Genomic DNA, 15,069 nt, shown 5'->3' on the forward strand with positions numbered 1-15,069 from the left:
GCCTGTGGAAAACCTCTCCCAAACATTTGGCAACGGGGTTAGGATGTCTGCTACTTGACTCCAACCGAATCGTAGGCCGTTGGCATGTTTGCGAAATTCAAGAAGGTCATGCTCGTATTCTGCTCCGGCGCGCTCGTGCTCACTGCGGCGGGATGCGGAGGAAGCGCCGAACCGCTCGAGCCAACCAAGTCGCCTCCGACGCCTGAAGCAACCGCAACGAGTTCCCCTCCGACGCCATCGCCGACCCCCAGCGCGAAGCCAACTCCCACACCGGTTGCGGGAAGTTCCAAAGGCCCCGCAAAGAACTGGCCGATTCCGGAGATGCCCGAGGCTGCGAAGAAAAAGAACGAGGCTGGGATCAAGGCTTTTGCCGAGTACTACTACGAACTCGTTGAGTACACGATCCAAACGAACGACACGAAACCAATCAAACAGGTGACAGAACGTACCTGTGTCGAATGTGCCAGCGGTTTCATTGATCCGTTCGACAACAACAGGAAGGCAGGATCGTGGCTGGCTGGTGCGGACTTTGAAATCACCGTCACCAAAAGCATCCTGCAGCCCAAGAACGGAGTAGTGCTCTACACATCCACCCAAAGCGAAATGGTGGCGTACATGAGCGACGGGACAAGACAAGGAGTTTTCCCTGCGAGCGACAAGCCATTTCCGGCCACCATGCTCCTCAGCTGGGATGACGGATGGTCGGTGGAGACTCTCGAATACCTAGACGTGAAATGACATGTCCGGCCGCATCTGCAGCAGAACACTTGTTGCTGTTCTCTCGTTGTTGATCGCATGCATTGCCCTTGCAGCACCGGCGAATGCGCAAACAGGATGCGTTGAATACACGAAGGTGGGCGGTCGTCACATGACCATCGAAGTGACGTGTCCACCGAAAAATGTTGAGAACTCCAGCAATTTCGCCCACCTCCCAGGGAAATCAAAGACCGTTTCAAACGGACCTAAGCTTCGATACGACGTGGAATACTTCAGCGAATGCACCCCGGATCTCACTCTGGCTCGAGGCTGCAACGCAATCTCTGATCCAACTTGCCCGGGTGGCGGCTATCGAATCGTGCGGACCATTCGGGCAGTCAACGGTCCTCGAGCTGGCCAAGTAGTTTCCGTTACGCAATACTGCCAAGTTGAACCGCCGACCACCATCCCGGGCGCGGAAGACGACATCGCAAAGGTTGGCCTCAGCGACTTCCGAAGGCTGCCGATCTTGGCTTCGACCATTGTCAGCCAGCCCGAGAACTTCTCGCTGCGCAACGGACACGCTCACATGTATGCGGAGTCCGAACCCCAGGACTTCAACATCACCCTGTACGACCAGGACATCCGGGTGCGGGCGATCCCCGTTTCATACCTGTGGACCTACGGCGACGGAACCTCCCGGACGCTCGCATTCCCCGGCGGCCCCGTGGCCGAGCGCGGCTTCGACGAGGCCACCAGCACCAGCCACGTCTACCAGGACACCGGCGACTTCAGGGTCGGCCTGACCACCCGGTTCCGCGGTGAATACTCGACCGAGGGCGGCCCCTGGACCCCGATCCCGGGCGTCGCCAACGTGCCCAGCGAACAGGTCACGATGAGCGTGTGGCGGACCAGGAAGATCCTGGTCGCCGAAAACTGCACCCGGAACCCCCACGCACCGGGCTGCGCTTCCCTGTTCGACAAGTAGCTACGCTGAGGACTCCCGCGATTTCTGCGCAACGGACAACGGGCTGCACATTCCCGTTACAGGTAGGGCCGGGTAATGAACTCGATGTAGTGCCCCGCCGGGTCCAGGAGATACACCCCGTGCCCACCATGTTCGGTGTTCGTCTGGCCCGGGCGGGTTCGCTGCGGATCGGCCCAATGCTCGATCCCGCGTTCCTGGATGCGCGCGTAGGTGCGCTCAAAGTGCTCGTCATCGACGAGAAACGCGTAGTGCTGGGGCGGGAAGTCGATGGGCGGTTCGGCGAACTGCAGCATGACCCCGTCGTCCAACTGGAGATTGGTGAACGGGCCCCAGCTTTCGATGCGGTGGGCCTCGGCGAGGTCGACGTAGAACTGCGCCGAGGCTTCGCGGTCCTTCGCGGCAATTATGGTGTGGTTGAAAGAAATGCTCATGGTTTTTCCTGTTTCTCGAATTGGTGGATCCGAAGGATGCAGGCAACACATGGCCCATGTCGACAGGCAGTGTGGAAAAGTGTGTGCGCCGGATACGGAGGGGCTCTTGCTGAACGCAAGACCGTCACCACGGTGCATGGCGGTCCGTGAACCGCTGCATTGTGGCAACGACGTGAGTTGCCTTGACCTCCTGGAAGCTCGGCCCATCTGGGGCGCATCAAGAATTCTTGCAGGTAACGGTGCTCGCCGCAAGGTCGTGTTCGGCGAGCGCAGCCCGCACCCCGAAAGCTCCCACCTTCGACTTCACTCACCGGAATCCCACGTCAACCACGCATTAACCCGTTGGTCACCAAACCTTTCTAAGGTCTTGTTCGCGCCCTCGCACCATCGCGTTCGATCGTCCCCCGAGGCGCAACCACCGAAAGGCATCACGTGAAAACTCCCTCGTCCGTTCCCCGCCGAGGCATCCTGCTCGGCGGCACCGCCGCGGCAATCTCCGGCGCGCTTGCCGCCGGAACCGCCCCGGCCAGTGCAGCAACCACCCCCACTCCCGGGCAGCCGGTGGCCTCACCCGACGGCAAGCTGAGGTTCGGGCCAGAGGGCAAGTTCAAAATCGTCCAATTCAACGATACGCAGGACGGCCATTTGACCGACAAGCGCACACTGGAACTCATGGAGGCGGTGCTGGATGCCGAGAAGCCTGGCTTCGTGGTGATCAACGGGGATGTCATTGACGGCAAGCCCACCACCGCCACCGAGGTCAAGCAGGCCATCAACAACGTCGTGATGCCCATGGAATCCCGGAAGATCCCTTGGGCCCTGACCTTTGGCAACCACGACGAGGATTCCCTGGTGCATGGCACCGGGATGACCGAGACAAAAATGCTCGAGTTCGTGCGCGGTTACAAGTACAACGTGAACACCAAGGACGACGCGGTGTTCGGGTCCTCGAATTCCCAGTTGCTGATCTCCTCCTCGCGCGGCAACAAGCCGGTGTTCGGCATCTGGCTGCTCGACTCGGGACGCTACGCCGACGACAAGGTCGGCGGACAGGACTTTGCCGGCTTGAAGTCCTACGACTGGATCCGGCCCGAGCAGGTTGCCTGGTACAGCGCGGCTTCAAAGGCCACAGAACAGCGCTTCGGCAAGGTCCCGTCGCTGATGTTCTTCCACATCCCGCTGTGGGAACACCACCACATGTGGTTCGGTTCCCAGTTCACCTCCAACGACGCCGACCACGCCAAGGCGGCGAAGAAGCACGGCATCGTGGGAGAGAAGAACGAGGACGTCTACGTCGGCGCGTTCAACTCGGGGTTGTTCACCGCGATGCTGGAGCGCGGGGACGTGCGTGGCGCCTATTGCGGCCACGACCACATCAACACCTACATGGGCAACTACTTCGGCATCGAGCTGGGATACGGCCCGGGCACCGGCTTCGGCCCCTACGGCTTGGGCGGGGCGCAACAGCACAACCTGCGCGGTGCCCGCGTCTTCGAGCTCGACGAGAACGCCAAGGACATCTACACCTCCACCCGCACGGTCTTCGCCAAGGACTACGGGATCGACCTGGATGCCGCCCGCCAGCCGCTGGCAGAACCGCTGCCGCTGCCCGGGGGCCGGTAGCCGGTCGGAGGCCGAGGTTCCCGCGGTCCTACTTCGGTCCGCGGCGCGGCCGGAACGGACGCGTCCCCTCGGCCTCCGCGATGGCGTCGGCGGCACGGATCAGCCCCAGGTGCGAGAGCGCCTGCGGGAAGTTCCCGGCCATGTGCCCCGAGACCGGATCGAATTCCTCGGCCACCAACCCCAGGTCGTTGACGGTTTCGGCGAGCTTCTCGAACAGGGCCCGGGCATCGTCGAGGCGCCCGGAGTGGGCATACTGCTCCACCAGCCAACAGGTGCACACCAAGAAGGTGTACTCCCCCGGCGGCAGCCCGTCTCCCGCGGCCTCGGTGCGGTATCGGCGGATGAACCCGTTCGCGTCGAGCAGGTCCTTCTCCAGCCGTGCCACGGTCCCCAGCATCCGGGGGTCCTGGTAGTCGACGAAGCCGACCTGGGCCAGGACCAGCAGCGAGGCGTCAACCTCGGTGGTGGCGTAGGTCTGCGTGAACGAGTCCAAATCCGCGTTGAAGCCCTTTTCGATGATCTCGGCACGCAGCTTGTCGCGGACGGACTCCCACGCCAGCACGTCGCCGGTCAGCCCGTGGTGCGTCACCGCCCGGACCCCGGCATCCAGGGCCGCCCACATCATGACCCGCGAGTGCGTGAAGTACTCCGGGTTCCCCCGCATTTCCCACAAGCCGTGGTCCTTGCGTTTCAGGTTGGCAATCACGTAGTCGATCAGCGCCTTTTGCAGCGGCCAGGAGAAGTGGTCCTCGCGCCCGCCCATGGTGCGCAGCTCGTCGAGCGCGACCATGACCTCGCCGACCACATCCCCCTGGTACTGGTGCACCGCGGCGTTGCCCACCCGCACCGGCTTGGCTCCCCCGTACCCGGGCAAGTGCTGCAAGACGCGCTCGGGCAGCTCGCGTTCCCCGCCGACCCCGTACATGATCTGCAGGTTGTTGTGGTCCCCGGCGATGGCACGCAAAAGCCAGTCGCGCCAATGCAGCGCCTCCTGCTCGTAGCCGTGGGTCATCATCACCTGCAGCGTCAGCGCGGCGTCGCGCAACCAGCAGTAGCGGTAGTCCCAATTGCGTTCCCCGCCGAAGAACTCCGGCAAAGAGGTGGTCGGCGCGGCGACGATCCCGCCGGTCTCGCGGTGGGTCAGCGCCTTGAGCACCAGCAGCGAGCGGCGCACCAGCGCGTCGTGGGCCTCGTGCCGCGGGATCTTCGCGGCCCAGTCGTGCCAGTGTTTCGCGGTCTGGGTCATGGCCAGGCCCACGTCGCTGGGCTCGGGGGTCGCCGCATGCCCGGGATAGCAGGCGAACTCGAAGTCGAACACGTCCCCGGCCCGCACGTCGAATTCGTCGCGGTGGGTGTGGTGCCTGGCCTTGGGAAGCCGGGCGGCATGCAGCACCGCGGCGTGCGGGCCGGCAACAGTCACCAGCGACTCGGTGCCCTTGACCGGGTCGAAGCTGCGCCGCACCCACGGCAGCACCGCCCCGTAGTTGTACCTGATGACCAGTTCGTGTTCCACCCGCATGGTTCCCGAAAGCCCCTCCACGCGCCGCATGATGCCGGAGTGTCCATTGCCCGTCGGCATGAAGTCGGTGACCAGGATCTGTCCGGTGTCGCTGGCCCACAGGGTGCGCAGCACGAAGGAGGCGTCGAGGTAGTTGCGGCTCACCACTTCGCCCTGCAGCGGCGCCAGCAGCCAGCGGCCGTTCTCCTGGCCGCCCAGCAGCGAGGCGAAGACGGATCCCGAGTCGAAGCGCGGGAAACACAGCCAGTCCACCGAGCCCAGCCGGGAGACCAGTGCCGCGGTGCGCTGGTCCGAAAGCAACGCATAGTCCTCGATGAAAGTGCCCATGGCCCCACCCAATCTCATTTGCCGCTCCCAGACAAGGGAATTTGGGTTCCGGTGCCGCAACGAAAGACGCTCCGCAGGTTCCCGGTGCGATAGGTTCGTGTGTGGGAATGATGACGACAGCTGCGCAACTAAAGGATGGACCATGAAATTCCTGGCCTTGCGCCAACGCTTCCTGCCCGGCGATTTTCCGCCCGAGGAATGGGAACGCCGGCAACCGAGCGATCAGCAGTTGCGGCGCGATGCCTGGGTGACGCTGCTGCTCATGGCCGCGGCGCTGCTGGGCATGGAAATGATCCTTAGCTTCGCGCCGGCGGAAGACGCCCCCGACCGAGTCCCGGCCTACCTGGCCATGTGCGCGATGATTGCCCCGCTGGCGGTGCGCCGGCGCTTCCCGATCGCCTCGATGCTGGTGCTCTCGGCGCAGTTCATCGGCTTCGGCACCTGGCTCCCGACTGTCATGATGCAGCTGGCACCGCAGATCGCCTACTTCGTCGGGCTCTATTCGGCGGTCACCTGGGCGCGCGACCGGCGCGGCCTGAGGCTGGCACTGGGCGGCGTCATCCTGGCCATGGCCGTGTGGCTGCTGGTGGCCATCACCAACGCGAAGCTGTTCTACGGCACAGAGCTGGAACTGCCCATCGCCATCGAGACCTCCGGCTTCATCGACCCGGTCATCGCCTACGCCGGGTACAACTTCCTGGTCAACCTCTTCTACTTCGGCGGGGCCATCTTCCTGGGAGAGACGTCCTGGCGCAGCGCCTGGCGGCACGAGGTCGTGGTGGAACAGGCCGCACAGCTGCGGGAGCAGGCCAAGGAGCTGGCCCGCCGCGCGGTGGTCGACGAACGCCTGCGCATTGCCCGGGAACTGCACGACGTGGTGGCACACCACATCTCGGCCGTCGGGGTGCAGGCGGCAGCCGCCCGCATGGTCCAGCCGCGGGACCCGGAACGCTCGGCCGCGCTGATGCTCGGCATCGAGGACTCGGCCCGCCAGGCGGTGGGCGAGACCCGCTCGCTGCTGCGGGTGCTGCGCCACGGGGAACCGGACGGGGAAGGCGCAACCGACCGTTCCCCGGAACCCTCGCTGGGGCAGCTGCCGGGGCTGGTGGAGCAGTCGGCCCGCGCCGGGGTCGCGGTGCAGCTGATCACCGTCGAACACCGGCCGGGTTTCCTGGGCGAGGTCGGCCCCGGGCTGGGCCTGGCGCTGTACCGGATCGCCGCAGAGTCCCTGGCCAACGTGCGCGAGCACTCCACCGCACGCTCGGCGGTGCTCTCGCTGCGCAGCGGCAGCGACGGGAACGGCGACTGGGTGGAGGTCGAGGTCATCGATGACGGAACCCCGCGCCCGGGAACCGCCGGCAGCGGCTACGGCCTGCGCGGCATCAAGGAACGTGCGGCGCTGCACCACGGGCTGGTGGACATCGGCCCGCGCTCCCCGGCCGGGTGGCGCACCCGCGCCCGGCTGCGCACCCTGCACACGCCCGACACCGTTGAAGGAACCCCATGAGCCCCATCCGCATCCTTGTCTGCGACGACCAGTCGCTGATCCGCTCCTCCCTGGCCCTGATCCTGGGCACCGACGAGTCCCTCGTGGTCGTGGGCACGGCCGCCGACGGGCAGGAGGCTGTCGCCGCGGCCCTGGACCTGCACCCGGACGTGGTGCTCATGGACATCCAGATGCCGGTGCTCGACGGGGTCGGCGCCACCGCGCAGATCACCTCGGCAACCAACGCCAAGGTCGTCGTGCTGACCACCTTCGACCGCGACGACTACCTCTTTGCCGCGATCGATGCCGGGGCCAGCGGATTCCTGCTGAAGAACACCGAACCGGAAATGATCATCCAGGCGGTGCATGCGGCGGCCGGCGGCCAGGCGCTGCTCTCCCCCGAGGTCACGCTGCGCATCATCCAGCGCGGCACTGCCGCTTCGGCACCGGGCACGGCCGCGGCGCCGACGGCAGCGCTTGACCCGGATGACCGGCGGGTGCTGGACGAGCTGACCAACCGGGAACGCGAAGTGCTCACCAGGCTGGCCTCGGGCCTGTCCAACGCGGAGATCGCCGCTGCCCTGTATGTCTCGGAGGCAACCGTAAAGACGCACCTGTCCAACGTCTTGGCCAAGGCCGGGGTGCGGGACAGGGTGCAGGCCGTCGTCTTCGCCTACCGGGTCGGGCTCATCCCTTCGACGGAGGCCTGAGGCGGGGGCGCAGGGTCCCCACAGGCGAATTTCATTCCTTCGAACGATCCGCCGCGGCGGGCCCGGCACATAGATTGGAAGGCAGGAGAACACCCGCCAACCAAAGGAATGTCCCACCGTGTTAGAGGTACAAGGTCTCACCCGGCGATTCGGTGACCGGACGGTGCTTGACGAGGTGTCGTTTTCCGTCCCCGCCGACGGTATGACCGGGTTCGTCGGGGCCAACGGCGCCGGCAAGACCACCACCATGCGCATCATCATGGGAGTGCTCAAGTCCCATTCCGGGTCGGTGTATTTCAACGGCACGCAGATCACCGACACCGACCGGGCCCGCTTCGGCTACATGCCCGAGGAACGCGGGCTGTACCCCAAGCAGCAGGTGCTGGACCAGCTCCAGTACCTGGGCCAGCTGCACGGCATGAGCCGCACCGATGCCCGCAGCGAGGCCCTGGACCTGCTGGACCGCTTCGGCATTGCCGACCGGACCAAGGACAAGCTCGAATCCCTCTCGCTGGGCAACCAGCAGCGCGTGCAGGTCGCTGCCTCGCTGATGCACCACCCCACCGCGTTGGTCCTGGACGAGCCGTTCTCCGGGTTGGACCCGCTGGCCGTGGACTCCATGACCAAGCTGTTGGCCGAGCGGGCCGCCACCGGGGTGCCGATCCTCTTCTCCAGCCACCAACTGGATCTGATCGACCAGCTCTGCGACAACCTCGTGGTGCTGGCAGGAGGCAAGATCGTGGCCTCCGGCAGCGCCGAGGATCTGCGGGCGCGGGCCAGCGCCAAGCACGTGGTGGTGACCCCGCCCGATGCCGGGTGGCTGCGCGAGCAGCCCGGGGTGCGGGTGCTGGATGTCGCGGGCCCGCGGGCCCTGGTGGAGTTCACCGATGACGCCGCTGCCCAGCGCGTGCTGCGCATCGCGGTGGATCGCGGGGCCGTGACCGAATTCGCCCCGCAACGTCCGTCGTTGGCAGAAATCTACCGGGAGGTCATCCGATGAGCATCACCGATCACCGCACCAGGCCCACCGACGCACCGGCCCGGTCCGCATCTTCCGGACAGCCAAGCGCGCCCTGGCTGATCGTGACCCTGCGCGAGGTCACGGTGAAGGTCCGGGACAAGTCGTTCATCATCACCACGCTGATCACCCTCGCGCTCATCGTGGGTTCGGTGCTGTTCGCCGGGATCATGGGAGACAAGACCACCACCGCAACGATCGCCTTCGAGCAAAACGGCAGGACCGCCGCCTTGGTGGCCTCGGCCAACGAGCTGGCGCTTGCCAACGACCAGAAGGTCGAATTGGTTTCCCATCCGTTGTCGTCAGGGACCGCGGCGCTCGATGCCCTGCGCGCCAAGGACGCCGACCTGGTGCTCGCGCCCACCCCGGATGGCTACAGCCTCACCGCACTGAACGAGGTACCCGGCCCGGTCCAGTCGCTGCTCGGTGATGCGGCAAGCGCCCAGGCACTGGAATTCAACGCAGGGAAGCTGGGGGTCTCCCCCGAGACGCTGACCGCGGGTTCCACCGTGAGCCCGGTGCTGCTTGACGGGGACTCGGAACGCAACTCGATGGCCATGGTCATGGGCTTCATCTTCTCGTTCCTCTTCTACATGTCCGCGATGATCTTCGGGATGCCGATCGCCAACTCGGTGGTGGAGGAGAAGCAGAACCGGGTGGTGGAGATCCTGGCCACCGCCATCCCGATCCGCCAGTTGCTCGCGGGCAAGATCCTGGGGAACATGATCCTGGCCATGGGTCAGCTGTGCCTGTTCGTGGGGATCGGCCTGCTTGCCTTGAACATGATGCCCACCCCGGTCCCGTTCGTTTCGGTGGTGTTCGCCACCGCCGGCTGGTTCCTGGCCTTCTTCCTGGCCGGCTTCCTGATCCTGGCCGCGGTGTGGGCGGCGCTGGGTGCGATGGCCTCGCGCACCGAGGACCTGCAGCAGTCCACGGGCCCCGTGATCATGGTGCTGGTGGCGGTGTTGTTCACCGGGATCTACGCCAAGGGCACGTTGTTGGTCGTCGCGTCCTATGTTCCGGTGATCTCCTCGGTGGCCATGCCCATCCGGTTGCTGAGCAGCGATGTTCCGCTGTGGGAGCCGTTCGCCTCGCTGGCCGTTGCCGTCGCGGCGGCCTGGGCCATGGTGCTGTTCGGCGAGAAGATCTACCGCCGGGCGATCATGCAGACCGGCAGTGCCTTGTCGTGGCACAAGGCGCTGAAGCTCGAGGACTAGCAATGAATCGTTTATGGAGCTCTGCATTTGGCCGCAGCTAAATCTGAGCCATTTCAATCTCTCAAGGATCCAAGACGTATACTTGGCGAAAATAACCGTCCTTCACTAGGAGTTTAATTCTTAATGGACACGCTGCTGGCTCCAATTGTCAGGTTCGGTGATTCGCAGGTCTCTTCGACCGAACTGCATGAACTATTCGCAGACGGGGAAGCAAAACGGCCGAACGGTGTCAAGGACATTCGTGTTGCTCCATTGTTGATTTCTGTGGACGCCACCAGTTCAAAACGCGTCATAGGTGTCGGACACTGTCTCATCATGCAAACCATCACCGATGAAGTCCTGGTGAATGTGACGTTAGTCGACTCGTGGGTTCTGGAAGAAACGATCTCCGACATGACCAGCCGGATACAGGCGCCAGTCATTAATTCGTTTCGACACGTAAATGGCTCTGGCGAAGTGAAAGACACCGAGTTCGTATGTTCCGAAATTTCGAAAGCTATTCTGGCATCGGTACTCCCACAGCTAGAAACACGTTCCGATCATGAAGTTCCAAAAGTTGCGAAAATACTTTGTGAGATGTCACGTAACACGATTTCCAAAGTCCGGGACCTGCGCTACAACTTCGAGACGATGCTCGCCAAGTCGAGCCACGGAACGAGCGGGTCAGAGGCATACACCCAAATCGTGGCACACCTGCTGCAGCTCAATGTGATCTGTGGACGTGCAGCAGATCAGGCCCGTGAAGCTCATCGCGAAGGCCTATGGCTGTTCATTGTTGACAGCCCGGCCTACCACTCATACCGAAAACTTCAAGATCCCTCTATCGTGAACGACGCTATCCCTGCGAATACGGCCATGCGCCCCTGGATGAGAATCCATGATGCCGCAATCCGCCAATGCATCCAGCTCCAGCTTCAGCTGGAAAACGAATCCACCGCCATTCAAGCATTGATCTCATCGGCAACAAGCATTTCCAGTTCTCGCGAAGCCGACGCACAAACACGGTTCAACCTTCTGGTCGCACTGCTGTCCATCGGGCTCGGTGTTCCAGCACTTTTCCTCGCCTTGTATAGCGCGACAACTATCCTTCCACTAGACAGCATGCCCAAGATTTGGGTTTTCTTGCCCGTAGGGCTTGCCCTCTTGGCATCCGCCACTCTGGCCATAGTCAAGGCGCCCAATGGTCACACCAAGAACCTGTGGCAAATCTGCGGCGTGGTGACATTCGTGGTTTGCGCAGCTATGATCGGCGCTGCGATTTGGTTCCCACTGCAGAATCCATAAATTATTCAACGCGATAATCACCATTGAAATACCAGCAAAAGGCCCACAGCTCCTTCCCCGTCAGGGGAGGTGCTGCGGGCCATTGCGTGGACGAGGTCCGTGGTTAGATAACCGCGTCGCTCAGGTGGTTCGGGGTGCCGAAGCGGTGCGCGGTGATGGAGACCGCCTGCTCGTGCAGGAAGGTCAGCATTTCCACCCGTCCTGCGGAAACCACGTTGTTGCCGTAGATGGCAACATCGGGCTTGCCATTGGTTGCCTCGGCAACATCCATGACCGAGCCGCCGATCAGGCGGATGCGGGCTGCGGAGTCCGGACCGGTCTTGGCGGCCAGGCGCGCGGCGCGGGCGCCGAAGCCCTGGGCGTCCTCAACCACGACGGTGGCCGAGGATTCGGTGAGCACCGCGCGGATTGCCGCAGGAACTTCGACGGCGGAGGACACCGTGACGCGGGACCCGGCGGCGATGCCCGCGGCAACGACGCGAACCAGCTCGGCGATGCCGTGGCCAGAGGTCTCGTTCTCGAAGCGCACGGTCACCGGCAGGGCGCGGTAGCGGAACACGTTGCGCTCGGCGTGCAGGCCGGAGACGTCCTTGGCGGTGTTGAACTCGTTGGTCCACGCGGTGGCATCGGAGGCCAGCGCGCCTTCGAGCCAGGACAGGTCCGCGGCCTCGAGGCCGGACTCGCCGGCCGCCTTCAGCAATGCGGCGGAGGTTGCCGAGAGCGCACCGGTTTGTGCGACCGGGGCGTCTTCCCAGGAACCCATGCCAACCAGGTAGTTCGGTCCGCCGGCCTTGGTGCCCGCGCCGATGGCCGACTTCTTCCAGCCGCCGAAGGGCTGGCGCTGCACGATGGCACCGGTGATGCCGCGGTTGATGTAGAGGTTGCCGGCCTGGATGTTCTCCAGCCAGTAGCCCATCTCATCCGAATCCAGCGAGTGCAGGCCCGAAGTCAGGCCGTAGTCGATGTCGTTGACGATCGAGACAGCCTCTTCGAGGGTCTCCGCCGTCATGACGCCGAGGATCGGGCCAAAGTACTCGGTGAGGTGGTACTCGGAACCGCGCTTGACCCCGGAGCGGACGCCCGGGCTCCACAGCTTGCCGGTCTCGTCGAGCTTCTTGGGCTCAAGCACCCATTTCTCGCCCTCGCCCAGGGTGGTCAGGCCACGCAGCAGCTTGCCCTGCGCCGGCTCGATGACCGGGCCCATCTGGGTCTGCGGGTCCTGCGGGTAGCCGACCTTCAGCGAGCGGATGTCGTCGATGAGCTGGTTGTGGAAGCGCTTGGAGTCAGCAGCCGATCCCACCAGGATCACCAGCGAGGCGGCCGAGCACTTCTGGCCGGCGTGGCCGAAGGCCGAGGCCGCGACGTCCTTGGCGGCCAGGTCCAGGTCGGCGTGCGGGGTGACGATCACGGCGTTCTTGCCCGAGGTTTCCGCCAGCAGCGGCAGGTCCTTGCGGAAGGAACGGAAGAGCTGGGCGGTCTCGTAGCCGCCGGTGAGGATCAACCGGTCAACGCTCGGGTGGGACACCAGCTCGGTGCCCAGGGACCGCTCGGAGAGCTGGACCAGCTGCAGGACATCGCGCGGCACCCCGGCTTCCCACAGCGCCTCGACCATGACGGCGCCGGAGCGTGCCGCCTGGCCCGCGGGCTTGATGATGACCGAGGAACCCGAGGCCAGGGCCGAGAGGGTGGAGCCGGCAGGGATGGCGACCGGGAAGTTCCACGGCGGGGTGACCACGGTGAGCTTCGAGGGCACGAAGGTGGCGCCGTCGACGTTTTCCAGCTCCAGGCCGCGCTGGGCGTAGTAGTGGGCGAAGTCGATGGCCTCGGAGACCTCGGGGTCGCCCTGGTCCAGGGTCTTGCCGCATTCGGAGCCCATGACCTCGAGCAGGTCGGCGCGGTGCGCCTCCAGGGCGGCACCGGCGCGGTGCAGGATGGCTGCGCGGGCGGCGGCGCCCATGGCCTGCCAGGATGCCGAGGCCGCAACGGCGGTCTCGACGACCTGGTTCAGCTCGTCCTCGGTGTGGATCATGGCCTTCGCCACGGAATCCTTGCCCAGGGTCGAGCCGACCATCTTGTTCACGATCTCCCGGCCCCAGGCGCGGTTGCCCGGCAGGTCCGGGTCGGTGTCCGGGGTGTTGGTGAAGTCGGAGGTGCCGTCGGCCAGCGCGGCCAGCTTGGCCTCGATCGCCGCGGGGTCCACGATGTTGCGGTCCTGGATGCGGTGCGGGGCCGGGATGCTGTCATCCAGGTCCGCCAGGGAGGCGAGGAAGCGCTGCTTTTCGCGCTCGAACAGTGCCTCGTTCTTGTCCAGCTCGAAGACCGCGGACATGAAGTTTTCCTGGCTGGCGCCCTCTTCGAGACGGCGGATCAGGTAGGCGATGGCCACGTCGAACTCGCCCGGGTGCACGACCGGCGTGTAGAGCAGCAGGCGCCCGACATCCTTGCGGACGGCCTCGGCCTGGCCGGTGGCCATGCCCAGCAGCATCTCGAATTCGATGCCCTCGGTGACGGAACGGCCCTGGGCCAGCAGCCAGGCCAGGGCCACGTCGAAGAGGTTGTGGCCGGCGATGCCGATGCGCACGTTTTCCACGTGGCCCGGGCGCAGGGCGTAGTCCAGCACCGACTTGTAGGAGGTGTCCGAGTCCTGCTTGGTGTTCCAGGTGGCAACCGGCCATCCGTGCAGGTTTGCCTCGACCTGCTCCATCGGCAGGTTGGCGCCCTTCACGACGCGGACCTTGATCGGTGCCCCGCCGGCGCCCACGCGCTTGGCGGACCATTCCTGCAGGTGGATCATGGCCGAGAGGGCATCGGGCAGGTAGGCCTGCAGCACGATGCCGGCCTCCAGGTCGCGGAATTCGGGGAGGTCGAGGATCCGGGTGAAGACCGCAATGGTCAGGTCCAGGTCCTTGTACTCCTCCATGTCCAGGTTGATGAACTTCTTCTTGGGCGCGGAGGTGGCGGCCAGGCGGTAGAGCGGGATGAGCTTTTCGATGATGTGCTCGACGGCCTCGTCGAAGGCCCAGTGGTTGTGCGGGGCCACGGTGGAGGAGACCTTGATGGACACGTAGTCGACATCGTCGCGGGCCAGCAGCTTGTGGGTTCCCTCGAGGCGGCGGGCGGCTTCGCCCTCGCCGAGGATCGCTTCGCCCAGGAGGTTGACGTTGAGGTCGATGCCCTCCTTCTTGATCTTGGAGATCGAGGCGCCGAGCTTGGCGTCGGTGGCGTCGATGATCAGGTGGCCGACCATCTCGCGCAGCACGCGGCGGGCCGCCGGAACCACGATGCCCGGCAGGATCGGGGCCATGGTGCCGCCCAGGGCCACGGCCGACTTCATGTACCAGGGCAGGAAGGAGGGGACCTTCGGGGCCAGGGCCTTGAGGTTGCGGGCGGCGACCTTCAGGTCCTCGGGGCGGATCACGCCGTCGACGAAGCCGACGGTGAAGTCCAGGCCGTTGGGGTCCTTGAGCACACCGGCAAGCTGCGCGGCGGAGGCATCCACGGGAACCTTCGAGCCTTCGGTGAGCCAGTGGCGCACCAGCTTGATGGCTTCGTCTGCAAGGTCCTGGGGGCGGACCAGAGCGGTGCCGTCGGCGGCGAGGGCCGGCGGGACTACACGCACGTGCGGGGTCGTAAGGGACACGGCTGCTTCTCCTTGGAGGAAAGGGGTGGCTAAAAAAGGGGCTACCGCTACCCATCTTGCGCACGAAAGGTGTCGCTTTGATAGGCGGGTTCACCAGTCAGTATGGACCCAACCATCACTTCGGCAAAAG

The 15,069-nt window shown here is 64.7% G+C and carries 11 protein-coding genes; 8 read left to right on the forward strand and 3 right to left on the reverse strand.

Going from position 1 to position 15,069, the window contains the following annotated elements; genetic code table 11:
• Positions 1-84 precede the first annotated feature (84 nt).
• Both BLJ79_RS22800 and BLJ79_RS06740 read left to right on the forward strand, forming a co-directional pair.
• Positions 85-738 (forward strand): DUF6318 family protein, encoded by a 654-nt coding sequence (locus BLJ79_RS22800; RefSeq protein WP_139194759.1) that lies wholly within the window; start codon positions 85-87, stop codon positions 736-738.
• A gap of 487 nt (positions 739-1,225) precedes the next feature.
• A complete protein-coding gene (locus BLJ79_RS06740; protein ID WP_083411059.1) occupies positions 1,226-1,684 on the forward strand; it encodes a hypothetical protein in 459 nt (152 codons plus the stop codon).
• Positions 1,685-1,740: 56 nt separating this feature from the next.
• Here the strand turns inward: BLJ79_RS06740 and BLJ79_RS06745 are convergent, their stop codons facing one another.
• Positions 1,741-2,115: a VOC family protein gene (locus BLJ79_RS06745; RefSeq protein WP_071213964.1), complete on the reverse strand. Its 375-nt coding sequence runs from the start codon at positions 2,113-2,115 to the stop codon at positions 1,741-1,743.
• 432 nt (positions 2,116-2,547) lie between these two features.
• On the opposite strand from BLJ79_RS06745, the gene BLJ79_RS06750 reads away from it, so the two are divergent.
• Positions 2,548-3,738: a metallophosphoesterase family protein gene (locus tag BLJ79_RS06750; protein ID WP_071213965.1), complete on the forward strand. Its 1,191-nt coding sequence runs from the start codon at positions 2,548-2,550 to the stop codon at positions 3,736-3,738.
• A 28-nt stretch (positions 3,739-3,766) separates the two neighbouring features.
• Here BLJ79_RS06750 and BLJ79_RS06755 read toward each other — a convergent pair whose 3' ends face one another.
• Positions 3,767-5,602 (reverse strand): glycoside hydrolase family 15 protein, encoded by a 1,836-nt coding sequence (locus BLJ79_RS06755; protein ID WP_083411060.1) that lies wholly within the window; start codon positions 5,600-5,602, stop codon positions 3,767-3,769.
• A 124-nt stretch (positions 5,603-5,726) separates the two neighbouring features.
• Here BLJ79_RS06755 and BLJ79_RS06760 point away from each other — a divergent pair, with 124 nt between their 5' ends.
• From BLJ79_RS06760 to BLJ79_RS22805, 5 genes are all read left to right on the forward strand, one after another.
• Positions 5,727-7,091: a sensor histidine kinase gene (locus BLJ79_RS06760; protein ID WP_071213967.1), complete on the forward strand. Its 1,365-nt coding sequence runs from the start codon at positions 5,727-5,729 to the stop codon at positions 7,089-7,091.
• A complete protein-coding gene (locus BLJ79_RS06765) occupies positions 7,088-7,780 on the forward strand; it encodes a response regulator (RefSeq protein ID WP_071213968.1) in 693 nt (230 codons plus the stop codon). The genes BLJ79_RS06760 and BLJ79_RS06765 overlap by 4 nt, the downstream gene beginning before the upstream one ends.
• Positions 7,781-7,898: 118 nt before the next feature.
• Positions 7,899-8,780: an ABC transporter ATP-binding protein gene (locus BLJ79_RS06770; RefSeq protein ID WP_071213969.1), complete on the forward strand. Its 882-nt coding sequence runs from the start codon at positions 7,899-7,901 to the stop codon at positions 8,778-8,780.
• Positions 8,777-10,015 (forward strand): ABC transporter permease, encoded by a 1,239-nt coding sequence (locus BLJ79_RS06775; RefSeq protein WP_071213970.1) that lies wholly within the window; start codon positions 8,777-8,779, stop codon positions 10,013-10,015. The genes BLJ79_RS06770 and BLJ79_RS06775 overlap by 4 nt, the downstream gene beginning before the upstream one ends.
• Positions 10,016-10,138: 123 nt before the next feature.
• On the forward strand, positions 10,139-11,299 hold the full coding sequence (locus BLJ79_RS22805; RefSeq protein WP_139194761.1) for a hypothetical protein: 1,161 nt from the start codon (positions 10,139-10,141) through the stop codon (positions 11,297-11,299).
• Between the two features lie 103 nt (positions 11,300-11,402).
• On the opposite strand, the gene BLJ79_RS06785 is transcribed toward BLJ79_RS22805, so the two are convergent.
• The gene (locus BLJ79_RS06785; RefSeq protein WP_083411061.1) at positions 11,403-14,939 is read right to left on the reverse strand and encodes a bifunctional proline dehydrogenase/L-glutamate gamma-semialdehyde dehydrogenase; all 3,537 of its coding nucleotides are present in this window, start codon (positions 14,937-14,939) and stop codon (positions 11,403-11,405) included.
• Positions 14,940-15,069 lie beyond the last annotated feature (130 nt).

The organism is Arthrobacter sp. UCD-GKA, from assembly GCF_001863355.1.
In the GTDB taxonomy this organism is placed as follows: domain Bacteria; phylum Actinomycetota; class Actinomycetes; order Actinomycetales; family Micrococcaceae; genus Paeniglutamicibacter.

Excerpts from the sequence above, each read along its gene's own strand:
- BLJ79_RS22800 (WP_139194759.1), top strand. The coding sequence starts at position 85 with ATGTTTGCGAAATTCAAGAAGGTCATGCTCGTATTCTGCTCCGGCGCG.
- BLJ79_RS06745 (WP_071213964.1), bottom strand. The coding sequence starts at position 2,115 with ATGAGCATTTCTTTCAACCACACCATAATTGCCGCGAAGGACCGCGAA.
- BLJ79_RS06755 (WP_083411060.1), bottom strand. The coding sequence starts at position 5,602 with ATGAGATTGGGTGGGGCCATGGGCACTTTCATCGAGGACTATGCGTTG.
- BLJ79_RS06760 (WP_071213967.1), top strand. The coding sequence starts at position 5,727 with ATGAAATTCCTGGCCTTGCGCCAACGCTTCCTGCCCGGCGATTTTCCG.
- BLJ79_RS06765 (WP_071213968.1), top strand. The coding sequence starts at position 7,088 with ATGAGCCCCATCCGCATCCTTGTCTGCGACGACCAGTCGCTGATCCGC.
- BLJ79_RS06775 (WP_071213970.1), top strand. The coding sequence starts at position 8,777 with ATGAGCATCACCGATCACCGCACCAGGCCCACCGACGCACCGGCCCGG.
- BLJ79_RS22805 (WP_139194761.1), top strand. The coding sequence starts at position 10,139 with ATGGACACGCTGCTGGCTCCAATTGTCAGGTTCGGTGATTCGCAGGTC.